Source organism: Allobacillus halotolerans (genome assembly GCF_018967645.1).
In the GTDB taxonomy this organism is placed as follows: Bacteria; Bacillota; Bacilli; order Bacillales; family Alkalibacillaceae; genus Allobacillus; species Allobacillus halotolerans.
Window position 1 is genome coordinate 201537 of record NZ_JAHLZF010000002.1, and the last position, 22427, is coordinate 223963.

A 22427-nucleotide genomic window follows, 5' to 3' on the forward strand; every position below is an offset into this window, starting at 1 on the left:
TGTTGACAATACCCTATACAAAACAAACGGAAACTTTGTGAGTAAAAGTTAGCAATTGAAAAAGGATTCGTGTGTGAATGCTCCACAGACGAATCCTTTTTTCTATTGATCTATATGCTTTTTAATGACTTGGCTTAACTTTTCAACAGCTGTTACCATTTCTTCACGGCTGACATAGCTAAAAGATAGCCGCAAATAGGATAAACCTTCTTGTTCATGAACGAAAAAATGCTTACCAGGGACATAGGCAACACCTGCTTGCATCGCCTCATTCAATATTTTTGATGTATCCACACCTGGTACATGCACCCATACAAAATATCCTCCAGAAGGATTTTTCCATGTGGCAATATCTCCCATATACTTTTCAAGCGATGAGATTAAGGTTTTGCAATTTTGTTGATAGACTTTTCGAAGCATCTCGAATCGTTTTTTCATATCTGTTTGAGATAGATATGAACCCAGTGTTGCCTCGGCAAACGGATGACCTAAGTCTTTTTTAAACCAAGCGAGCGGCTCGAGTAAATCACTTCTTGCAGCGACATAGCCGACACGCAATCCGGGAGCCACGATTTTGGAAAAGGATCCGATATAGAACACGCGACTTCCGCTATCCATTGCTTTAATTGGTGTAGGTCGTTCGCCGAAATACAGTTCACCGTAGGCATCATCTTCAATAATCAAAAAATCAAACTCACTTGCAAGTTCCAATAAATGCCTTCGACGATCGATCGACATCGTTGTTCCTGATGGATTATGAAAGCTCGGAATCGTGTACACTAGTTTCGGCATCGGCAGGTTCTTCTCTTTTCGGTCTTTCAATGTTTTTTCAAGCTCTTCTGTTTGCATTCCATTTTCATCGATAGGAACAGTGATGTAATGATCTGTATAATTACGGAATGTTTCCAAGCCTTCCATATAACTTGGGGATTCGACGACAATCCATGTATCGCGGTCAATAAATGTCCTTGCGATTAAGTCAATCCCCTGAATGGCACCCGCTGTCACGAGAATCTCTTTCTCCAGGAGGACAACTCCCCGTTCAGCCAATCGCTCACGAACAAATTTTTTCACCGTATTTACTTTCTTACTACCCAAATACTGAAAAGGGAGGTCTTTCTCCTCCTCAATTAAATCCTTCACTGCCTCATTCATCTCTTCATACGGAACGAGACTATGCGCTGGATAACCCGCATTAAGCGGTATGCTATGATCCGGAACAGGAGGCATCCATTCGCCAGGCGGATCATGCTTAAGAGCAGCTTTCGTATTTTTGGTGAAAAATGATTCAGGTTCCATTATGTATTCACCCTTCCATTCGGTTTTTCGTTAAGTTGATCACTATTTTCTTTAATATAAACGTATTCTGCAAGTGTATAATTTATTTTTGCTCTGTTTTTGTTCGATGGGACATTGCGTTATGCGACCTATTTTTGAAAATATACGTCCCAGCGATTGTGATATGCTCCCACACTATGTGGATATGCACCCTGGTGTGCAATTTATGCGACCGATGCGGTAATATATGGACCCGAATCCTAATTATATGGGCCGCTCCTATTTTTCGTGGAGAAGATGGATCGTTTAACCGGGATATGCGACCTATTTATGAAAATATGCGCCCCGGCGATTCCGATATGCTCCCACACTATGTGGATATGCACCCTGGTGTGCGGTTTATGCGACCGGCGCGGTATTATATGGATCCGAATCCTAAATATATGGGCCCCGTCTAGTTTTCGTGGAAAAGACGGATCATTTGCCCGGCTTATGCGACCTATTCCTGAAAATATGCGCCCCGGCGATTCCGATATGCTCCCACACTATGTGGATATGCACCCTGGTGTGCGGTTTATGCGACCGGCGCGGTATTATATGGTCCCAAATCTTAAATATATGGTCCGCTCCTATTTTTCGTGGAAAAGATGGATCGTTTGCCAGAGATATGCGACCTATTTTTGAAAATATGCGCCCCGGCGATTGTGATATGCTCCCACATCTTGCGGATATGCACCCTGGTGTGCGGTTTATGAGACCAGTGCGCCAATATATGGACCCGAATCCTAAATATATGGGCCGCTCCTATTTTTCGTGGAGAAGATGGGTCGTTTAACCAGGATATGCGACCTATTTTTGAAAATATGCGCCCCGGCGATTGTGATATGCTCCCAAACTACGTGGATATGCACCCTGGTGTGCTATTTATGAGCCCGACGCGGGAATATATGGACCCAAATCTTAAATATATGGTCCCCTTGCCAAGTTTTCGTCCCGTTGTTCCACCTCACAAAAAAACGAACAGAAAGTATTCAAAAATTTGAACACCTTCTGTTCTAAAGATAAAGGAGTTACCGTTAACTTTCAATTACAGATTTAAAAGAATAATACATGAGCCATTAAAGCAGCGATCGGCAATGTTATTACCGTACGTTGAACGAAAATGATAAAGAGCTGACCAAACGATACAGGTATTTTCGATTTAATCAACAAAATACCAATTTCGGACATGTAAATGAGTTGTGATAACGACATGACTCCGATGACAAAACGGGTCAATTCGGATTCGATTCCACTTCCGACAACAGCTGGTAAGAACATATCGGCAAATCCGACGAGCATGGCCGGAGCGGCTGCCTGTGCTTCAGGAATTTGCAAAACCTGAAGCAATGGAACGAATGGATAGGATAAATAATCAAAGATTGGTGTAAATTCAGCAATCATCAATGCGATCGTACCGAGTGCCATAACGAGAGGAATTAAGGAGAACCAAATATCAATGACATTTTGCACGCCGCTTTTGACGACACTTTTATAGCTTTTAACTCCTTCTGCTTTTTCCACTGCTTTTTGAAAACCCCATTGAAGTGTTGAAATTCCATCAGGTACTTCTTCATTAATTTGCTTGCCTACGGGTCCATAATACGTATCTTTTTTCCATGAAAGAGGAGGGATTCTCGGACAAACTACTGCAGCGACAACTCCACAAACAACCACCGTTGCATAAAATTGAACGAACATGTGATCAATACTTAAGAAACGTGCAATGACTAAGCTAAATGCAATTGAAGCGATTGAAAAATTCGTTGCCACGACAGCCGCTTCTCTTTTTGTATAATAACCGGATTCATATTGTTGAGTCGTTAGCAGCACACCAACGGTTCCGCTCCCCATCCACGAAGCAAGCGCATCAATGGATGAACGTCCAGGAAGCTTGAATAATGGCGCCATCACTTTACGCACGACGGTTCCGATAAAATCCATTAAGCCGAATTGCAATAACAAAGGCATGAATAAACATGCAAATAAAAACCAAACCATCAAAACTGGTCCTAAATCAAATAATACCGTACCTCCCGTCAACCCTGACCAAATAACTTCCGGTCCGAGTTCAGTCAAGGTGAGAACGGCAAAAATTGCTCCGAAAATACGAAGTACCAACCAAATTGGCGATACATCCAAGAGACCTGTCAAAAAAGAACTGTTTTTCACCGCATTGATTGGAACGCTTTTTATCCATACTGTAGCCAGGGCAGACAAGACAACAACTGCCGTAATAAACAGCGGAATATAGTCGGCAACTGCTGCTTGCAGCGCATCAGCCATAACACCAAGGCCGATCGTTACCGTTCCGTCCACTGAGAGAGGCACTAAAAATAAAAGCACCCCAATGAGTGATGGGACTAAAAATTTCAAGGTTTGTTTTACTGAGTACCCTTTCTTCACACCGAACTGTTCAACGTGCTGAACTTTTTCCATCGTGATCCTCCTTCTGCCCTCTTCGTTTTTATCATTTTGAATAATGTATCATATTTATGTATAAATAATCAATACTATTTTATAAATAAATTTATTTCTTCACTCTCATACTTTTTAAATTACATAAAAAAGAGCGCCTATCTAAGGCGCTCTACATATAACTATTTTTACATGAAAGTATAATTATTCATTCGAAATTTTTCTAGCTCTCTTCTTTTCCTCACGCATCGCTTTTGGAATATACACGCAATAGGGTTCACTTTCCATGTAGTCACCGGTCATCGCATAAGCACGAGAACGTGAGCCACCACACACATGTCTGAACTCGCATACACCACATTTCCCTTTATATTGATCAGGATTCCGTAAATTTTTCAGCACATCGGATTCACGATAGATCTCTTTTAATGATTGCTCCTTCACATTTCCGACTTTGATCGGAAGCAGTCCACTTGGAAAAACTTCGCCGATATGTGAAATAAAAATAAACCCATTTCCGTCATTGACGCCTTTCGGTGCTCGACCTAAACCATCAATGCTCCCAGTCATACCTTTGTTTAAAGCATCTTCATAGGCAATCCCGTTTGAGTTAGCTACTTTTTCGCGCATTTTTTGTTGGATGACGACACGACGGTAATGCTGACCTGCTGTTGTTTTAATATCGAATGGAGCACGTTTTGAGTATTCATACAACCAACGAAAAACACGTTCATGGTCGGCTGGGGAAATCATATCATCTCTTTGGCCCCGTCCAATCGGAACAAGAAAGAACACACTCCAAAGAACACATTCCAATTCTTCCATCAATGCGGCCATTTCTTCTAAATAGTCGATATTATAGTTTGAAATAACGGTATTGATTTGTAATGGCATTCCAAGTGACTTTAAATGATCGATTGATTTCATCGTCAAATCGAATGACCCTCTCGTCCCTCTGAAAAAGTCGTGCACTTCTGCATTATGTCCGTCTAAACTGAACGCCCAACGAGACAGCCCGACTTCTTTTGCCTTATTCATCGCTTCCTTGGTGACATTCGGTGTTGCAGACGGTGTCATCGATACACGAACGCCTTTTTTTACAGCATACTCTGCAATGTCAAAAACGTCTTCTCGTTCCAATGGGTCTCCTCCGGTAAAAACAAGCATTGGATTATTCATCTCATATATATCATCAATTAACTTCTTACCTTGTTCAAATGTCAATTCTCTAGGATCTCGGTAATACTGCGCATCTGCTCTACAATGTAAACATTTCAGTGCACAAGCTCTTGTTAATTCCCATATGACAATAAACGGATCTTGATCATAATCTCGCTGAAACATGACACATTCCTCCTAATGGATGAACAAATAGTCTTTACATTTGATTTCATCGTATCAGCTATTTTCATTGGCTGATATGATTCAAATCACAGTTCAACTGGAACATTTTTTATAAAAATAAGATGAATGGGAGAACGTAAAAAAGCTCTATAGGACTTTTCCTATCAATTTTGTCGTTGCTCGAAGGGATAGAACATCTCTATAAGACTTTCCGTCGGATTTTTTTCTTCATTCGGGGGTATAGACTGCTTCTATAGGACTTTCCAACACGTTTTTTTCGACGCTCGGGAGTATAGAAGGCTTCTATAAGACTTTCCACCACGTTTTTTTCGACACTCGAGGGTATAGAACGCATCTATAAGACTTTCCAACACATTTTTTTCGACGCTCGGGGGTATAGAAGGCTTCTATAAGACTTTCCAACACATTTTTTTCGACACTCAAGGGTATAGAACGTATCTATAAGGCTTTCCACCACGTTTTTTTCGACACTCGAGGGGTATAGAACGCATCTATAAGACTTTCCGCTGTAATTTCAACGCCGCTTGAGCGGATAGGCGTGAGCATATGCAGCTGATACGTCATAGACCCGACTGATTACGTGTATTCCTTAGGATGTGGCTGTATTAGATGGTCAGAAAATGTTAGAATAATGAGAGGGCAAAGACAATCAATAATAGGAGTGAGTTTAAATGAACGAAAATCATTTCAACAGAATGAAAAATGATGATGGATTCGTTGCTGCATTGGACCAAAGTGGTGGCAGTACACCAAAAGCACTTGCTGCTTACGGTATTCAAGAGGATGCTTATTCAAACGAGGATGAAATGTTTGATCTTGTCCATGAACTTCGGACAAGAATCGTCACTTCACCAGCGTTTTCTTCGGATAAAATTTTAGGTGCAATTCTTTTCGAACAAACGATGGATCGCAAAGTCGAAGGTAAATATACGGGCGATTACCTAGCAGATAAAGGCATTGTTCCATTTTTGAAAGTCGATAAGGGATTAGCTGAAAAAGAAAATGGCGTTCAAATGATGAAGCCTATGCCTGAGCTAGATGAGCTATTACGTCGTGCGAATGAACGTAATATGTTTGGGACGAAAATGCGTTCAGTCATCCATGAGCCGAATGAAGAGGGAATTAAAGCGGTTGTCGACCAGCAGTTTGAAGTAGCGAAACAAATTATTGACGCTGGGCTAGTTCCAATCGTTGAGCCAGAAGTCGATATCAATAGTTCTGATAAAGAGAAATGTGAAGAGATATTGAATCAAGAAATCCTTAAACATGTCAACGAACTATCTGAAGACGAAAACATTATGCTTAAACTGACTATCCCGACAAAGGTCAACCTTTATAAAGAGTTGATTGAACACCCTCGTGTTGTTCGTTTCGTCGCCCTTTCTGGTGGTTATTCACGTGAAGAAGCTAATGAAAAATTAAAAGAGAATGATGGCATGCTTGCCAGTTTCTCTCGTGCACTTGTCAGTGAATTGAATGTCGATCAAACAGATGAAGAATTCAATAAAACACTTCAAGAAGCCGTTGACTCCATCTATGATGCTTCTGTGAATAAAAAATAACGTAACATTTAATAAACCTGAGCCTTCATTTGAAGGCTCAGGTTTGTTTTTTATTTATTTAGTTTAACTTCTTTGTAAACTTGTCGACCATTATGGCGATTGCACCGTCACCAGTAACGTTTGCAGCTGTACCGAAACTGTCTTGCGCCATGTACAACGCAATCATTAGACCTAGTGCTGTTTCGCCAAATCCTAGCATGCTACCAAGTAATCCTAAAGCAGCCATAACCGCTCCACCTGGCACACCCGGTGCAGCAATCATAATGATTCCTAGCATCATAATAAATGGAAGCATTGTAGCGAAGCTTGGTAGAGAAAGCCCTTCAGTCAACATCATAACCGCGACGGAGCATGTAACGATTGTAATTGTACTACCTGCTAAGTGAATCGTTGCACTTAATGGGACCGCTGAGTCCGCTACTCCATCAACGACATTGTTTTGCTTTGATTGTCTTACAGTTACTGGAATCGTTGCCGCACTAGACATTGTTCCTAACCCGGTAAAGTAAGCTGGTAACATCGTCTTTAACGCACGGAATGGATTTCTTCCAGTAATCCCTCCAGCAACTACATACAAAATCAATATCCAAATCCAATGAACGATAACTGCCATGATGAGGACGACTCCGAATGTCTGAAGCGTTCTGAACACCGCCCCATCGGCAGCTAGCTCACCAAAAATACTCGCGATGTAAAACGGTAAGAGCGGAATGATAATTTTCCAGATCAACCGCTCGACAATTTCTTTACCTTCGTCAAAAAACGCTCTAATTGTTGGAGTATGTATGCGCGTAATTCCTATACCGAAAACAAAAGCCAATACAAGCGCTGTCATGACTCCCATAATTGGATCAATTGTCAACTCAAAGAATGGTTCAAAGCCAGCAGTCTCTTCAGCACTTCCTCCACCTTCATTCACAAGCATCGGGATAATAATAATTGCAATAAAAAATGCCAGTGTACCCGCTAGAACTGTTGATGAATATGCAATCGCGGAAGTCACGCCGAGCATCTTCCCCGATTCCTTCCCAAAGCTCGCTAGTCCACTAATAATGAAAAAAACGATAATCAACGGAATTGTAAATCCTAAAAATTGGCCAAAAATTTCTTTAAATGTAACGATGATACGAATTAGAAATTCAGGAGCAACCAAGCCTACAGCAATTCCCAAAATCACTCCAATTAGTAATTTTACTATTAACTTCACGTGAATTCCCCGTTTCCATTTTTGACGTAGTATAGCATTGAAACAAAATCACGACAAGAATAAATTCGTATACCTTCATTAATTTTGCTTTTAATATAAGTATAATCTGCTATTGTATCATGTTATGTTTCAGAATATAAAAAAAGAAGCCAGGAAATATTCATTGTGACATTAGTTTCCTGGCTTCTTTATGAATTTTCTATTCTATTATTTTTTAGGTTCTAAGTCTTCAATCGAGTCAATATCCATGTAAGTCGGTACACCTAAACCTATTTTCGCACCTTCTAGGTTCTTCCCTAAATCTTCATATTCGCCTTCATATTTTTCGTAGAAATCCCTGTGCGTTTGCGGCATCCAAGGAGCTAAAGAAGCATCTGCGTCTCCAGCAGATACAGCTTGGAAAACGATTTGTGGATCAACGGGTGTCAATGTTACATTAAACCCTTTAGATTCCAAGGCAATTTTAGCGACATGGGCAGATGCACGTTCAGAATCCCATGGAGTCAACGCTAACTCAATATCCTGACCATCAACAGAGTCTACACCTTCAGACCAGCTATCGACTGTTTCTTGGTTTTCGTCAACCCAATCTTGTGCTGCTTCTTCAAAGTCTTTTTCTTGAGCTGCTAGCATGATCGATTCCATATCGTCTACTTCCCAGAAGAAATTATCAAGAATTTCATACGCTTCAGGCATGTCTTCTTTTAACCCTTTACGAGCAATTGTAGTGATATATTCTTCCCCACCGTAGACACCTTTTGGATCATCAATATATTTAATGTCATACTTTGCGAACATATAATGCGGGTTCCAAGCTGCTACAATAATTTCTTCTTCATTATCAAGCGCTTCACCTAGTTCCGTCAACATGGCTGCTGTAGAGGATTCTTCATGTGTCCAACCCTCAAGGTTGTCATACTCTTCCAACGCCTTATTTGTCGCCTGGGAAATTCCAGCGCCAGGCTCAATCCCAGTGATGGTGTACTCAACTTCTTCACCAACATTCACATCGCCATTTGATTCACTTTCCGCACTACTTTCATCTGCATCTTCTCCACCACAAGCAACTAATGCCAATGATAATCCAGCAACAATTCCTAATTTTTTCAGTTTCATCATAATAAACTATTTCTTCCTTTCTTATTTAAATTCTTTTTGAGATTTTAAGTATATTAAAAGAGATCGATCAAAACCCTCCTTAATCTTTATCTCTACCCACCCTTTAATGTTACAGTGTTTTAATTTTCTAAACAATTCGCATTTTCGGGGTTTATTCAGCAAATGAGCTACTAACCTGTTAGATACACATCTTATTCTGAAATAATAAAAGATAGCGTTGAAATCATCTAAATAGCTACTGAATAGTCTCGGTGCTTTAGCAGACTAACTTAATAAATCAGAGAAATCAGTAGAAAACCTTGTAATAATGAGATGGCTATAAATAGAACCTTTTGTGCTGATTCTCCGTCTTTCCAGCGATTTTAATAATAAGGGTCCAGAAAAAACACGCCTTCTTAAACACATAAAATAACACCCTACCATTTACTTTTTCATGGTAGGGTGCTATTTTCGATATTTTGAACTAGATTATAATAGATATTATTCAGTAGGTTTAAGTTTTTCAACCGATTCAATTTCCATTTAAGATGGTACGACCAGATCGACTCTAGTGCCTTCCAAATTCGGTCCTAGGTCTTCGAGTTTTTTTCACCATTTGAATCATTTACAGTAAGAAACGAACCTTTTCTAATACGAGCTCGCTTAATTGTTTATGACCGTTTTCATTTAAGTGCATGTAATCAACTTGGTTCATGGTGATCGATTTACTAGCATCCAAGAAAGATAGATTCGTATCATCCAAAAACGCTTTCAAGTGACCTGGTAACTCCCTCGATTTCACGTCACAATTGAAACCCATCGACTTCCGGACCTCAGTCTTTTGATAGTCTGAACCGATTACTGGTGGGGCAATGACTAATACTTGAGTTGATTTGTTGTAAATTTCCTTGTGTGCGTGTTGAGCCTTTTTAGCCAGTCTAGTAATACCTTGAGCAATATTGTGAGCCGTCAGTCCAAACCGTTCTTTCGTATCATTCGTTCCTAACATAATGATGACCAATTCTACAGGTGCATGGCTCTTTATACAAGGAACGATATAATCCATTCCGTTCATTCCTTCTAGTAAGGGATCGTCCATGACACTTGTCCGACCAGGAAGCCCTTCTTCGATAATTTGATATTCATCACCTAATTTTTCTTGTAAAAGGCAAGGCCATCTGACTTCTTCCGGAAATCTTCTCATTGTTTCTGCATTTAATCCCCAAGTATTCGAATCTCCAAAACAAACGATCCGTTTTCTCATAAATAACGGTACCACCTTATCTTGATATTTTTTGATATGCACCCGAAGCGTGATTATATGTCCCTTATTTTATCTTATATGGGTTTAAATTCGGAATTTATGTAACCTATTTGGCATGATATGTGACTTCTTTTTGGTGATATGCACCCCCATAAAAGATATATGCGCCCTGGCATGAATATTCCCGAGAAAGATGACTATATGCACCCAAATTACAGTTATATGAGCCAGATCCTCTCGATATGCACCCTCAACTGAACTTTATGCGACCTATTCGGAAACTTATGGGACCAAATAAAATAAATATGCGCCCAAAACCGAATTAAATGCGCCCAAAACAAGTATGGTTATTGGATAAAACAAAAATCACTACATTATGCAGTGATTTTTGAGTCGTGCTTATATTTCCTTCATATATTGCAATAATTGATAGACAGCACCTTGTAAGTTGGCGTCGTTTCCGTTTTGAGCAAGTTTAATCGTTAAGGATTTCTCAAAAGATACCATAATACGATTGTTTACTCGCTGTTCCAGTTTCTCCAGCAAATAATCTCCTTGCTCCGAAACGCCTCCACCGATGACAACCATGGGTGGATTGAAGATATGTACCAACGTTTTGATTCCTAAGGCAACATCATCTACCCAGCGGTTAATGACAGACTCTGCTAACTTGTCCTCATTTTTGGCTCGCCAAAACAAATCCGGTAAAGAATCATAGTCTTCGATGATGTTCCGTGCCCGCTTACTTAAAGCTTGACTGGAAGCGTATCGTTCATAACATCCTTCATCTCCGCACGTGCATGGCTCTCCTCCTGGATAAAGGTTCATATGACCAAATTCACCAGCAGAATAAGCAGCTCCATCATAAATCTCTCCATTAATCACAATCGCACCGCCAATGCCTGTGCCAAGTGTCATGCAAAGAAATTGATCAACCTGCTTTGCTGCACCTTTCCAATACTCCCCAACAGCTGCACAGTTGACGTCATTATCCACTGTGACAGGTAAACCGAATTCAGATTCTAATTCCTGTTTGATATTCAAACCTGTATAGCCTGGAAGCGAATCAGTCGCATAAATGACTGTTCCTTCCTTACGATTGATTTGTCCAGCAGTACTGACAGCTATACCAGAAAGTTTATGATCGGCTTGCAATTCCCACACAAGATTTTTCACTTGATTAAGGATTGCTTGGCCGCCGCCTTTTACGTCCGTTGGAATCTTTGCCTTCTTTAAAATCTTGCCATGATCATCCAAGACACCGTATTTGATACTTGTTCCGCCTATATCAATTGCTCCTGCTAACACGTTGCCTTCCTCCATTCATTTTCTATTATTACTATCTTAAGATGTCGACGAGGAATGTTGAGATTCCAGGGAGAAAGACGAGTAATAACATAACGACAACGATTGGTATAAGAAATGGTAGGACACCTCGGTACATGGTTCCAACCGGTATATTACCAACCCTTGATACGACGAATAATGCCATTCCCATAGGAGGCGTCAAAATACCGATCATTAAGTTTAGAATGACGAACGCACCGAAAAAGATCGGATCGATTCCAACACTCGTGACGACCGGAATCAATACTGGTACAACAAGAACCAGCAATGCCAACGCATCGATAAACGTTCCTAATATAATCAAGAGTAAACTGATCAATAATAATAAGAAAATCGGTTCCTCGGTAATTCCTAGAAATGTGTCAGCTACTTTAATCGCCACACGCTCTCTTGCTACGAATTGACCGAAAAATTCAATCGCCGCAAGCATAAGGATGACGACACCTGTCATTTTAAACGATTCAACAAAGTTTTCGTATGCCTTTTTCAATGTCAGTTCTTTATAAATAAAGAAACCAAGGAACATGGCATACACCGTACTGACAACAGCAGCTTCAGTCGGTGTGAAAAACCCCGAGAAAATACCTACGATGATAATTAAAGGTGTAAGCAATGCCCAGAACGCTTCCAAGAAACGTTTCCAGATTATTTTTAAATTCGCACGTTCAAGAACTTTGTAACCGCGTTTTTTCGCCATAACAAATGTCGTCACGAATAAAGCAATGGCGATTAAAAGACCTGGAACCAACCCGGCAATGAACATCGATGCAACTGACACGTTAGCGATGGCTGCATAAATGATCATGTTCAAACTTGGTGGAATAATTCCACTTAAAATGGAAGTCGCTGCCGTCAAGCCACCATTAAAATCATCATGGTAACCCGCTTTACGCATGGTGCGAATTTCCAATTGGCCAAGGCCACCTGCATCTGCCAATGAAGAACCTGACATTCCTGAGAACATTAAACTAGCTGTAATGTTCACGTGTCCGACTCCACCCGGAATATGTCCGACCAAAGCTAATGCAAAGTTGAAGATTCGATCGGTAATTCCTGAAGCATTCATCAATGTACCCGTCAATATAAAGAAAGGTATAGCTAATAATGTGAAATTATTAATCCCATCAATCAATTGAGCGGCAGAGGCAAAAATGAGGTTCCAGTCACCTAAGGCAAAGTAGGCAAGCGCAGCAATGAGTAACGTAAAACCGACAGGAATTCCGATGAAGAGCAACAGAATCCATATGATAAAAATAATCGCAATCTCCATCTATTCCACCTCCGCTGCTTTACTTTGACGCCATTCTTTAATCAATCGCTCAATTAAACGAAAGATCATTAATCCAGTTAGAATTGGTAGAGCCGCATACATATACACATACGAAATCTGTAAGGTTACCATTTCTAAATGTTCTTGTCTTTCGACGACCGTAAAACTTATATAAAACACCGTAATCAGTGCAGCCAAAATCAATAATTGGTTGAATAAATAAACCCATTTTTGAATTTTAGCAGGTAACTTATTTACGAAAACATCAATTGCCACGTGACCTTTATCTTTAATTCCAGCTACAATGCCTAAATATCCTGCGTAAATAAAAAGAAGTTTACTCAATTCCTCTGACCACACCAAGGGAACACCGACCCCTTGGCGTGACAGAGTTTGAGCAACTAAAACAATTAACATGATTAGAAATAGGGCACTGCCGATTATTTCTTCTAAGTTGTCATAAATTTTCTTTAACATGAATAATCACCTTCATGGTTTATGTTTATTCCGCTGCCCCTTGAATAACTTCCATATATTTCTCTGCATCTTCACCGATATCTTCATAGTAGCTAGGGTAAGCTTCAGAAACAGCTTCTCTGAACTCATCTAAGTCCGGCTCAGTAATCGTTACGCCTTCTTCTTCAAAGAAGGAGATTAATTCATCTTCCTGTGTTTGGAATAACTCCGTATGATGATCTGTTGCTGCATCAATTCCTTCTTCTAAAATTGTGCGAAGATCTTCAGGAAGATCTTGATAGGTCTTTTCACTTACCACATACGTGTTGTCATTAACAACGTGATTCGTTAACGCAATATAATCTTGAACTTCATGGAAACTCTGTGCTTCAATTGTTGGAAGCGGGTTTTCCTGTCCATCTACCTGACCGGTTTGTAGTGCTAAGTAAACTTCACCGAAAGCCATTGGTGTAGGGTTTGCACCTGTGTATTCAGCATAGTCAAGCAATGTTTGTGCTTCTGGTACACGAAGGCTCATACCTTCCATGTCAGCAAGTTCCTCAATTGGAGAGTTGGAAGATGTTACACGCGTTCCGTTGTAAGCACTATCAATAACACGCATACCATGTTCTTCAACTAACTCAGCACGTAGTTCTTCACCGAATTCAGTGTTGTATACAACGTTTTTAATGTGATCGAAATCCTCAATTACATAAGGCATTGCCAATAGTTCTGCACGTGGGATCCACTCACCGAAACGTCCCATCTCTGCAAGCGTAATATCTAGCGTTCCATCCTGCAATTGGCCAAGCATAGACAGGTCATTACCTAATTGCGCATCTGGGAAGATGGTTACCGTCAAACGGCCATCACTTTCTTTTTCAACATAATCCGCTAAAAACTCAGCAGCTTTGTACTCATTTGCCTGTGTGTTTGGCTGCATACCGAATTCCAACTCATACGATTCACCGGATGCTTCACTGCTTTCACCATCTTCACTGCTGCTTTCACTACTACTTTCTTCCCCATTCTCTTCGCCTTCGCTCCCTGAAGAAGAATCTTCATCACTACCTCCACAAGCTGCAATAACCAACAATAAAGCTAAACTTAAGAAAAATAACAAACTTTTTTTCATAATTTTTCTTCCTCCCTATTTAGTTTCCACTTCATTCATTTTTTGAGAAAACTTCTCCGTGATTACTTGCGGTCGCGTGATGGCACTGCCGACGACCACCTTATAAGCACCTAGTTCCAACGCCTTTTTCGCTTTCTCTGGAGTATCTATGTTTCCTTCTGCAATGACAGGTACGTTAACCGCTTTCAATGTTTCTTCTAAAACCTCAAGCGGAACATCCCCTTGTGTATACGGTGTGTAACCGACTAATGTCGTAGCAACAATATCAACACCAAGCTTTTCGGCATGCACTGCTTCTTCAACTGTCGAAACATCTGCCATGAACTTTTGGTTTGGAAACTTTTCTTTCACTTCACGAAAGAATTGATCAAAGCTTTTGTTGTGTGGGCGAATTCGATTTGTAGCGTCAAACGCAATAACTTCGACGCCTTCTGTCGCTAACTCTTCTACTTCTTTTAACGTTGCGGTGATCCGAACTTCATTGTCCCCATAATCTCTCTTGATAATCCCGATAATCGGTAGATCAACCTCTTGTTTGATTGCTTGAATATCTGCGACTGTATTGGCACGAATACCACTCGCTCCACCTTGATAGGCCGCCAATGCCATTTTGGACATAATCAGCGAACTATGAAGCGGTTCTTCTTCTAAAGCTTGACAAGATACAATTAATTTTTTGCTCATCAACTTATACTCCCACTAAGATGATTTATTTCCCTGAAGCTAAGATGTCAACGATCTCTGTTGCTTGTCGTTTTTCATCATCCGTTAATTCTTTGAAAGGGAACTTCATAAAGCCAGCGTCGACTCCTTGTTCTTTCAGTACATGTTTGAGTGTCTGATAAACGCCGATGTTTTCCATTTTAGCGATTACTTGATTCATTTCTAGCTGTAAGCTTTGCGCTTTTTTAAGATCTGAATTTTGAATCGCATCAAATAACGCTTTCGCTTGTTTCCCAAGTAAACTGTAAGTACTGCCGATTGCTCCATCTGCTCCAGAAATAATGAATTGAAGCAGCATGTCGTCTGCACCGCCGAAGAACACTTTATCCGGATACAGTTCTTTCAACTTCGTGAGTCTAGAAAGGTTTGTGTCGGAATATTTGACGCCAATGACATTTGGAATGGCCAATAACTCACCATAGTCATCGATTGTCATTTGTGTTCCAGTTAGCACCGGAATGGAATAAACAATCATTGGATGATTCGTTTCTTCTGTGATCCGTTGATAGTAAGACTTGATTTCTTCAAAACTGAACTTGTAATAGTAAGGGGTAATCGCTGACAATGCGTCATATCCAAGTTCCTTGGCTTCGTTACCCAATCTGATCGCTTCTTCTATGTTTAATGAACCGATCTGGCCAATCAGCGTTACGGCATCTCCAGCTTCATCTTTGACGATTTTAAGCAGTTCTTTTCTCATGGTTTCATCCATTAAGAAACTTTCTCCTGTTGAACCGCCGATATATAAGCCGTCGACTTTCATTACGTCAATATTCTGCCGAACCACCTCCCGCAATCCTTTTTCGTTAAGGGTTCCATCTTCATTGAATGGTGTAATCAAAGCTGTCATGATCCCTTTCATACTATACCTCCATCCAGCAACATTTTTAAGAATGCGCTTTCATTCTTGATGATTTATGTGTATCATACCAAATATGAAAGAGTATTGTCAATAAAATTTGAAAAAGTGGAGTTTAACTCCAAAATGCAAATTTTTTAGACAATTTATAGTATAATTTCAACTATTCAGCTTCATTCGAATCTGCAAAAATGAATATATTTAAGCCAACTCGACAAAAAAGGAGGATTTTCATGTTTGAAAATTTCAATCAAACCACCGTGGATTTGACCATTCTAATGGAACAGCATAAAAACACGTTTACTAAATCTGAACAAAAATTGTATACCTATATTAAAAAAAATTTAGATTTAATCGTATATCAGTCACTGACTGAACTTGCGAATGCCTGCCATGTCGGAGAAGCAACCGTGTTGCGCTTCTGTCGGAAGCTAGGCTATAAAGGATATCAAGGGTTTAAACTAGCTTTGGCAAGAGAAATTTCCATGCGTGACCAAAACATCAGTGATGATACCTATATTGATAAAGTGCGAAATAATATGGTCCAAGCAATCGAAGATACCTATAAACTAGTCGATGACGAACAACTTCAACGAGCAATCGATCAAATTGACCAATCAACAAATGTCGTAGTTTTCGGTGTCTCCTCTTCTGGAATCGCTGGATTGGATATGCAAAATCGTCTGATGCGGATTGGAGTCAATATCGAAACTATAACTGATTCACATAACCAAGTTCTTCGAGCAAACTCCGTGAATCAAGATACGGTGATTATCGCAATCAGCTTGACCGGGAGCACAAAAGATATCATTGATGCAGTGGAAACGAGCAAAGATAACGGCGCAAGCATCATTGCAATTACGAACTATACGGAATCTCCATTATCGAAATTCGCAGACATTGTACTACTGACCTCCGCGAAGGAAAATCCTTTAGACAGTGGCTCGCTTGTTTCGAAAATCTCGCAACTGTTCGTTATTGATTTATTATGTACAGGAATCACCATGAGAAATTATGAAGATGCCAAAAAGACAAAAGAGAAAATTGCGCAAACCATTTCGAATAAATTGTACTAATATTTAGTTGACCAACAATATGTTCAATCACGCTTCTTCCTCCTCATAGTTCGAATTGCACTGGGCATGCTATGAATCAAGATTGTATACCTATAATGGAGGAATCTGATATGAACCTCACTGAGTTATTGATTCGCATTACTGCTGGTTTTATTGTTTTATTTATTTTAGCAAGAGTAATGGGCAGGAAAGAAATCAGCCAAATGACATTTTTCAATTTTGTTTCTGCAATTGCAATTGGCTCAATAACCGCCAATATGGTTCTTAATAGCAATATAAGTATACGAAATGGTTTCATAGCATTAATTAGTTGGGCACTCTTTACGATTTTTATTGGATACATCGATATATTTTCAAAAAAATCTAGAAAATTAACTACCGGTGAACCAATCATTGTCATTAAAGAAGGAAAAATTATGGAACATTCACTTCGAAAAACTCGTTTAGATGTGGATCGTCTACGCTCACTTCTTCGTCAAAAAAATATTTTCGCCATTTCAGATGTTCATTATGCCATTTTTGAAACGAACGGCAAGCTCTCTGTCATGCCAAAAGAAGGACAACAGCCAGTTACCAAAGCTGACTTGAGCATTCCTAAAAAAAGCCATGTTTATCCCACTTCTACCGAAATCATTTCGGATGGTGAGATTAACACAGCCAACTTAAATCGATTAAATTTGGATCAGCAATGGTTGGACTCAGAGTTAAAGAAAGCAAATATTAAAGAATTGAATGAAGTGTTCTATGCAGAAATAAACCAAGACGGAACACTCTATATCGACCGTAAAGACGACCCGATGGTGCACTAACAACTTGATATCAACTTCCCCCTCGTTATGTGATTAACGAGGGGGTTTTTATTTTTGTACGTGATTTTCTGTTTTCATTAGTGAACCGGATCCATTGAAAATAAATTTTTTTTGGTTTAGTGAGATATATCACAACGTTTCTTTATAACCATCTTTATACTGTAGACATACGAAATAAAGGAGGAATGTACAGATGAGCAACTTACAATATGCAGCAGAGGTTCATGCACCTGATATTGAGCCTAGAATTCGTCATCCAAGAATTTTCGAGGTGTTTGATGGCTTAGAATCTGGAGAATATATGTTATTAACGAACGACCATGATCCAACTCCTCTCTACTATCAGTTCATGATGGAAAGAGAAGGAACGTTTGTATGGGAATTCATCGAGCAAGGACCCGTCACCTGGCGAGTAACGATTGGTAAAAAGTAGTCTCAAAAGATAAACCCAGAAACCCGGTTCATGTCACCTTGGAGGGCTCCCCTATGAGTTATTGGTTTTTCTTCAATTCCATTGTGTTTATTTATGCGAGTTGGCAGGTTTTACAGCACTTTTCCTACCAGCCAACCTATACGCATATTCTCTTTGGGTTTCTGGGATTATTGTTTTTTCTATTCAACTGGACTCGGCATGCTGTATTCTCAACGATCAGAACGAGTTCAAATCGTCCAGCGAAAATTAGGTGGGTAAACCTCTCAAAAGTCATTCGACCCTACCACCGATGGATTGGCACATCCGCCCTCGTGATGATTATCATTCATGCGGTTTTGATCATCCAACGTTATGGAATCTACTGGACAAGCACAAAGATGCTTTCGGGCCTATTCGCGTTAACGACGCTTATTGCTGTTGTCTTATCTGGTTGGTACCGACTGGTTAAACCGAGCGGATGGATTCGACGACTTCACTTGCGGTTAGGGTTGCTATTGTTTGTTTTGATCGTATTGCATTTATGGTTTTGAGTACAATGCAGGTTGAAAGGCTCATATATTTAGAAATTAGTCTCATAAATCAGTTACTTGGACGCATTTCTTTACGTATTGGTCGCAAATCGTTTACCAACGGGTTCATATTCGTAAAAAAAGGCTCATATTTTCCCAAGTAGGGAGCATATATGCAACAGCTAGACTCCATGCCACCCCTAAACTCCCTAAAATCAAGCCTGTTTCAACCGCCGTTTACGACGCATCTCCTCATAAGCACCTGAACCGAAAAATACACCGACCAAAATTAAGAAGAATCCAAGAACTTGAGCAAAGCCAATCACTTCATCTAAAAAAAGAACCGCACTGATCAATGCAAAAAATGGATTTAAGTTGAGAAAAATTGCCGTTGCAGCCGGACCGACTTTTCCAATCGAATCATTATAAAACATATGGCCTAATGCGGTTGCAATTACTGCAGATGCTAAAAAAATTGCCCAGATGCCGATATTTGATTGACCAAACAGGCTATCTAGACCATTCGGTTCCAATACTAAACCAATTCCCAAAAGACCAATCGATCCAATGACAAGCATATAGCCCGTTAATAGACGAGGGTCCAATGTCGGAGAAGCCTTTGCAATAATAATAAAACTGATGGCCTGAGCAATCACCGAAAGAAATACATGAACGTCCCCGATGGATATCTCACTTAAACCTTCATTTCCGATAATTACGATAAATGATACCCCTGTTATACCCAATAAGAAACCGACGACGCGAACCCACGTCAATCGATCTCCTAGAAAAATAACTGCCATAATCGCCGTCATTAACGGCACCGTCCCTAAAATCATACCACCGTTGGAGGCAGTTGTCTCTGTCAGTCCTACAGACAAAAAATATTGGTGGCCAACAACACTGAATAGGCTAGCGATTGCGACTGTGCGCCACTCTCTTTTCGTCAACCGACGAACTCTTTTCATGAACGTTAAAAAGATAAAAACAAATACACCAGCGACAAATATTCTGGCAGCCGTCATCGTGACTGGAGTGAAATTTGTCACTAATATTTTAGTCGCTGTGACATTGAACCCCCATGCAGCAACGACTAAAAATAGAATCAAATAAATTTTTGCTTTGCCCAAACGTCATCCTTCTTTCTATGTATCGTTCAATTATTCATTGATGGTAACACAATATCCATCCATACTCCACGACGGCACGTTTGTAGAACGACAATTTTTAAAGACTAATTGTTAAAAAGTGATTTGTATCACTACACCCCTAAATGATAACCATTATCATTGAATTGTAGATTCAATTCACTATAGGAAGGAATGATTGATATGCAGCAATCCTTTATTGAGATCGATGTTCGGGACGATCTTGCATTAAAGAAAGAGCCTTTCGATAAAATCATGGGAGCGGTCAAGCAATTACAAGATGGCCAGTCGCTTATTCTCCATGCGCCATTCAATCCTGTGCCCCTACACAAAGTATTGGGACGTAAAGGGTTTGACCATACGGAAGAAAAAATTGAAAAGAAACATTGGCGAGTCGTTTATACCAAAAAGCCGGTAACACCAAAGGAGGGTCGTATATGAAAATATTAGATAATCGCGGATTGGAGCCACCTCAACCAATGATGCGTACTCTCAAAAACCTCGATCAAATGACGGACGGTGAAAAAATAGCCATCATTAATGATCGCCGTCCCATGTTTTTGTATGAAGAGTTGGATGAACGTGGATACAAGCATGAAACTGAAGCACAAGGTGATGGGAGCTTTAAAATCACCATTACGAAAGTCGGTGAGTAAGCATGTCTGGCATCAAGTCTGATACAGCCATTAAGCTGCCGATCAGCTTTATCCTATGTGCGTTGGTCGCTTTCGTCACATCGCTATTCATTTTGTTGGTCAACTCACAAGAATTACTAGCGGGGCAATTTCGTTTCCCAGAAATTTGGATGGGCGCCCATTTTCTATTGCTCGGATTTGCAGTAATGATTGCGATGGGTGCTATGTACCAGCTTGTTCCCGTTGCTTTTTTGACACCGATTTGGAACCAATCGTTTGGATTTGTTCAATTTTATGTGACAGTCGTCGGGATTATATTTCTGTCTATTATGCTCGGGATAAATCCTAGCTTGGCCATCTACGGCGGAATCCTTACTGTGATCGGCATTTTAATGTTTACCTTTCAAATGTTGAAAACATTAGCCAAGCGAAAAGAAAATACAGCGATGTCCCACCTCGTGTTGGCAGCGATTCTTTGCTTTCTTTTGACGATCCTTGCCGGATTGAGTCTTACTTGGAATTTCGCTTTCGGTGGGATGGCTAATCATTCATCGATTTTGTATTCCCACATAGCGTTCGGTGTAGCAGGCTGGTTCACTTTATTAATCTTTGGCTTTTCTTATAAGTTAGTGCCTATGTTCAGTCTTTCTCATGGTGCATCGATGAAACGGGCGAAGCCATCCTTTTATATGTATGTTTTCGGCTTACTGTTACTCATTCTTTCCTTTTGGCTCAACCAGTCATTCATTCAACCATTGAGTTGGTTATTCTTATTGATTGGTTTCGGATTGTTCGCTTTGGATATAAAGGAAATTTTAACAAAACGACTTCGAAGAAAATTGGATAAACCCTTTCATTTCGCAACGCTCGCTATCATAAATGGATGGGTGATCCACGTGGCCGCTTTCTTTATTAGCCTATTTCATATCGATGACCCTGTCATTTGGTCATGGTTGATTTTTCTTTATATCTTCTGTTGGATTATTTTCAGTATTCTCGGTTACTTATTTAAAATCGTTCCATTTTTATGGTGGACACACAAATATGCAGAACGGATTGGAAAGGAAAGTGTTCCAACTTTAAAAGAAATGATCAATGAAAAAGTAAGTGGTTATCTATTTATCGTTTTTTATGTAGCCCTATTCGGTATTTTAATAAGCACTAGTATTCAAAGCGGTGTTACGCTCTTTTTCTTTCTTGCAATTTTAACGGTGAACGGATTGCTTTATGCGCTTTCCATCGTAGCTGTCTTATTTAAATAATGAAATCGAGAGGAGAATTTTTCATGAATGATCTCGTACAGGATGCTTTATACGATGTGATTGACCCAGAACTTGGAATCAACATCGTCGATCTAGGACTGGTTTATGGCATTGATGTCGATGAAGACAATAATGTTCGAATCACAATGACGCTCACTACACCTGGTTGCCCACTACACGAAAGTATTGAAAATGGTGTCAAGCATCGCGTCAGGGAAATTGAAGGAATCAATACTATTGATCTACAACTTGTTTGGGAACCAAGTTGGGACCCGACAAAAATGAGCTTGAAGGCTCGAAAAATGCTGTGGTGATCTGTACTTAGGGAAATGGCTATCCTCGTTTCTTTTATCGGGAACGAGGATTATTTTATAGAATTTGAGATTCAATCTCCCCCATGCTTCAAAGTTGGGACTCGTCTTCCTGATGAATCTGCCATGAAAGGCAATTAGGTAGGTATTTGTTAGATATAACAAGCAATCTGGCGATATAAAAATCCTAGGTGTGTTATAGGGCAAATTACAACATATAAAC

22 protein-coding genes are annotated in these 22427 nt (G+C 40.0%); 9 read left to right on the top strand and 13 right to left on the bottom strand.

All coding sequences use genetic code 11. The features are described 5' to 3' along the window. Window positions 1-102: 102 nt before the first annotated feature. The 3 genes from KQ486_RS02685 to KQ486_RS02695 form a co-directional block, all read right to left on the bottom strand. Window positions 103-1299 (bottom strand): aminotransferase-like domain-containing protein, encoded by a 1197-nt coding sequence (locus KQ486_RS02685; protein WP_216686700.1) that lies wholly within the window; start codon window positions 1297-1299, stop codon window positions 103-105. 1074 nt (window positions 1300-2373) lie between these two features. After that, window positions 2374-3756, bottom strand: a complete 1383-nt coding sequence (locus tag KQ486_RS02690; protein WP_216686701.1) for a YjiH family protein — start codon at window positions 3754-3756, stop codon at window positions 2374-2376. Window positions 3757-3939: 183 nt separating this feature from the next. After that, window positions 3940-5079 carry a TIGR04053 family radical SAM/SPASM domain-containing protein gene (locus KQ486_RS02695; RefSeq protein WP_216686702.1) on the bottom strand — a complete coding sequence of 380 codons (1140 nt, stop codon included), beginning with the start codon at window positions 5077-5079 and terminating at the stop codon, window positions 3940-3942. 692 nt (window positions 5080-5771) lie between these two features. Between KQ486_RS02695 and KQ486_RS02700 the strand changes: the two genes are divergently transcribed. After that, on the top strand, window positions 5772-6662 hold the full coding sequence (locus KQ486_RS02700) for a fructose bisphosphate aldolase (protein ID WP_216686703.1): 891 nt from the start codon (window positions 5772-5774) through the stop codon (window positions 6660-6662). Window positions 6663-6720: 58 nt separating this feature from the next. Here the strand turns inward: KQ486_RS02700 and KQ486_RS02705 are convergent, their stop codons facing one another. The 9 genes from KQ486_RS02705 to KQ486_RS02745 form a co-directional block, all read right to left on the bottom strand. Beyond that, the gene (locus KQ486_RS02705) at window positions 6721-7869 is read right to left on the bottom strand and encodes a dicarboxylate/amino acid:cation symporter (RefSeq protein ID WP_144162752.1); all 1149 of its coding nucleotides are present in this window, start codon (window positions 7867-7869) and stop codon (window positions 6721-6723) included. Window positions 7870-8076: 207 nt separating this feature from the next. Beyond that, window positions 8077-8988 (bottom strand): glycine betaine ABC transporter substrate-binding protein, encoded by a 912-nt coding sequence (locus KQ486_RS02710; RefSeq protein ID WP_144162754.1) that lies wholly within the window; start codon window positions 8986-8988, stop codon window positions 8077-8079. A gap of 604 nt (window positions 8989-9592) precedes the next feature. Beyond that, on the bottom strand, window positions 9593-10231 hold the full coding sequence (locus KQ486_RS02715; RefSeq protein ID WP_144162756.1) for an SGNH/GDSL hydrolase family protein: 639 nt from the start codon (window positions 10229-10231) through the stop codon (window positions 9593-9595). Window positions 10232-10630: 399 nt separating this feature from the next. Further along, complete coding sequence (locus tag KQ486_RS02720; RefSeq protein WP_274236399.1) at window positions 10631-11539, bottom strand: ROK family protein; 909 nt, start codon at window positions 11537-11539, stop codon at window positions 10631-10633. 31 nt (window positions 11540-11570) lie between these two features. Beyond that, window positions 11571-12848, bottom strand: a complete 1278-nt coding sequence (locus KQ486_RS02725; protein WP_216686705.1) for a TRAP transporter large permease — start codon at window positions 12846-12848, stop codon at window positions 11571-11573. Next, window positions 12849-13325 (bottom strand): TRAP transporter small permease, encoded by a 477-nt coding sequence (locus KQ486_RS02730; RefSeq protein ID WP_216686706.1) that lies wholly within the window; start codon window positions 13323-13325, stop codon window positions 12849-12851. A 25-nt stretch (window positions 13326-13350) separates the two neighbouring features. Next, window positions 13351-14439, bottom strand: a complete 1089-nt coding sequence (locus KQ486_RS02735; RefSeq protein WP_216686707.1) for a sialic acid TRAP transporter substrate-binding protein SiaP — start codon at window positions 14437-14439, stop codon at window positions 13351-13353. Window positions 14440-14454: 15 nt separating this feature from the next. Then, a complete protein-coding gene (locus KQ486_RS02740) occupies window positions 14455-15123 on the bottom strand; it encodes an N-acetylmannosamine-6-phosphate 2-epimerase (protein ID WP_216686708.1) in 669 nt (222 codons plus the stop codon). Window positions 15124-15148: 25 nt separating this feature from the next. Further along, window positions 15149-16024 (bottom strand): N-acetylneuraminate lyase, encoded by an 876-nt coding sequence (locus tag KQ486_RS02745; protein WP_216686709.1) that lies wholly within the window; start codon window positions 16022-16024, stop codon window positions 15149-15151. 230 nt (window positions 16025-16254) lie between these two features. Between KQ486_RS02745 and KQ486_RS02750 the strand changes: the two genes are divergently transcribed. The 4 genes from KQ486_RS02750 to KQ486_RS02765 all read left to right on the top strand — a co-directional run bounded on the left by KQ486_RS02750 (window position 16255) and on the right by KQ486_RS02765 (window position 18869). Then, on the top strand, window positions 16255-17097 hold the full coding sequence (locus tag KQ486_RS02750) for a MurR/RpiR family transcriptional regulator (RefSeq protein WP_216686710.1): 843 nt from the start codon (window positions 16255-16257) through the stop codon (window positions 17095-17097). A 110-nt stretch (window positions 17098-17207) separates the two neighbouring features. Next, window positions 17208-17906, top strand: coding sequence for a DUF421 domain-containing protein (locus tag KQ486_RS02755; protein WP_216686711.1), 699 nt, complete (start codon window positions 17208-17210; stop codon window positions 17904-17906). Window positions 17907-18099: 193 nt separating this feature from the next. Continuing rightward, complete coding sequence (locus KQ486_RS02760; RefSeq protein WP_216686712.1) at window positions 18100-18339, top strand: DUF2249 domain-containing protein; 240 nt, start codon at window positions 18100-18102, stop codon at window positions 18337-18339. A gap of 53 nt (window positions 18340-18392) precedes the next feature. Beyond that, window positions 18393-18869, top strand: coding sequence for a hypothetical protein (locus KQ486_RS02765; protein WP_216686713.1), 477 nt, complete (start codon window positions 18393-18395; stop codon window positions 18867-18869). Between the two features lie 194 nt (window positions 18870-19063). On the opposite strand, the gene KQ486_RS02770 is transcribed toward KQ486_RS02765, so the two are convergent. Beyond that, window positions 19064-19978 (bottom strand): DMT family transporter, encoded by a 915-nt coding sequence (locus tag KQ486_RS02770; protein ID WP_216686714.1) that lies wholly within the window; start codon window positions 19976-19978, stop codon window positions 19064-19066. A 201-nt stretch (window positions 19979-20179) separates the two neighbouring features. On the opposite strand from KQ486_RS02770, the gene KQ486_RS02775 reads away from it, so the two are divergent. Genes KQ486_RS02775 through KQ486_RS02790 form a run of 4 tightly spaced genes read left to right on the top strand, consistent with a single transcriptional unit; the run spans window position 20180 to window position 22207 of the window. Beyond that, complete coding sequence (locus tag KQ486_RS02775; protein ID WP_216686715.1) at window positions 20180-20437, top strand: DUF2249 domain-containing protein; 258 nt, start codon at window positions 20180-20182, stop codon at window positions 20435-20437. Next, on the top strand, window positions 20434-20652 hold the full coding sequence (locus KQ486_RS02780) for a DUF2249 domain-containing protein (protein ID WP_216686716.1): 219 nt from the start codon (window positions 20434-20436) through the stop codon (window positions 20650-20652). The genes KQ486_RS02775 and KQ486_RS02780 overlap by 4 nt, the downstream gene beginning before the upstream one ends. A gap of 2 nt (window positions 20653-20654) precedes the next feature. Continuing rightward, window positions 20655-21893, top strand: a complete 1239-nt coding sequence (locus KQ486_RS02785) for a hypothetical protein (RefSeq protein ID WP_216686717.1) — start codon at window positions 20655-20657, stop codon at window positions 21891-21893. Between the two features lie 23 nt (window positions 21894-21916). After that, on the top strand, window positions 21917-22207 hold the full coding sequence (locus KQ486_RS02790; protein ID WP_216686718.1) for a metal-sulfur cluster assembly factor: 291 nt from the start codon (window positions 21917-21919) through the stop codon (window positions 22205-22207). Window positions 22208-22427 lie beyond the last annotated feature (220 nt).

Bases quoted from the DNA above. Each gene is read 5' to 3' on its own strand.
- KQ486_RS02685 (WP_216686700.1), bottom strand. From the start codon at position 1,299: ATGGAACCTGAATCATTTTTCACCAAAAATACGAAAGCTGCTCTTAAG.
- KQ486_RS02690 (WP_216686701.1), bottom strand. From the start codon at position 3,756: ATGGAAAAAGTTCAGCACGTTGAACAGTTCGGTGTGAAGAAAGGGTAC.
- KQ486_RS02695 (WP_216686702.1), bottom strand. From the start codon at position 5,079: ATGTTTCAGCGAGATTATGATCAAGATCCGTTTATTGTCATATGGGAA.
- KQ486_RS02700 (WP_216686703.1), top strand. From the start codon at position 5,772: ATGAACGAAAATCATTTCAACAGAATGAAAAATGATGATGGATTCGTT.
- KQ486_RS02710 (WP_144162754.1), bottom strand. From the start codon at position 8,988: ATGATGAAACTGAAAAAATTAGGAATTGTTGCTGGATTATCATTGGCA.
- KQ486_RS02715 (WP_144162756.1), bottom strand. From the start codon at position 10,231: ATGAGAAAACGGATCGTTTGTTTTGGAGATTCGAATACTTGGGGATTA.
- KQ486_RS02725 (WP_216686705.1), bottom strand. From the start codon at position 12,848: ATGGAGATTGCGATTATTTTTATCATATGGATTCTGTTGCTCTTCATC.
- KQ486_RS02730 (WP_216686706.1), bottom strand. From the start codon at position 13,325: ATGTTAAAGAAAATTTATGACAACTTAGAAGAAATAATCGGCAGTGCC.
- KQ486_RS02735 (WP_216686707.1), bottom strand. From the start codon at position 14,439: ATGAAAAAAAGTTTGTTATTTTTCTTAAGTTTAGCTTTATTGTTGGTT.
- KQ486_RS02740 (WP_216686708.1), bottom strand. From the start codon at position 15,123: ATGAGCAAAAAATTAATTGTATCTTGTCAAGCTTTAGAAGAAGAACCG.
- KQ486_RS02745 (WP_216686709.1), bottom strand. From the start codon at position 16,024: ATGAAAGGGATCATGACAGCTTTGATTACACCATTCAATGAAGATGGA.
- KQ486_RS02750 (WP_216686710.1), top strand. From the start codon at position 16,255: ATGTTTGAAAATTTCAATCAAACCACCGTGGATTTGACCATTCTAATG.
- KQ486_RS02755 (WP_216686711.1), top strand. From the start codon at position 17,208: ATGAACCTCACTGAGTTATTGATTCGCATTACTGCTGGTTTTATTGTT.
- KQ486_RS02760 (WP_216686712.1), top strand. From the start codon at position 18,100: ATGAGCAACTTACAATATGCAGCAGAGGTTCATGCACCTGATATTGAG.
- KQ486_RS02765 (WP_216686713.1), top strand. From the start codon at position 18,393: ATGAGTTATTGGTTTTTCTTCAATTCCATTGTGTTTATTTATGCGAGT.
- KQ486_RS02775 (WP_216686715.1), top strand. From the start codon at position 20,180: ATGCAGCAATCCTTTATTGAGATCGATGTTCGGGACGATCTTGCATTA.
- KQ486_RS02780 (WP_216686716.1), top strand. From the start codon at position 20,434: ATGAAAATATTAGATAATCGCGGATTGGAGCCACCTCAACCAATGATG.
- KQ486_RS02785 (WP_216686717.1), top strand. From the start codon at position 20,655: ATGTCTGGCATCAAGTCTGATACAGCCATTAAGCTGCCGATCAGCTTT.
- KQ486_RS02790 (WP_216686718.1), top strand. From the start codon at position 21,917: ATGAATGATCTCGTACAGGATGCTTTATACGATGTGATTGACCCAGAA.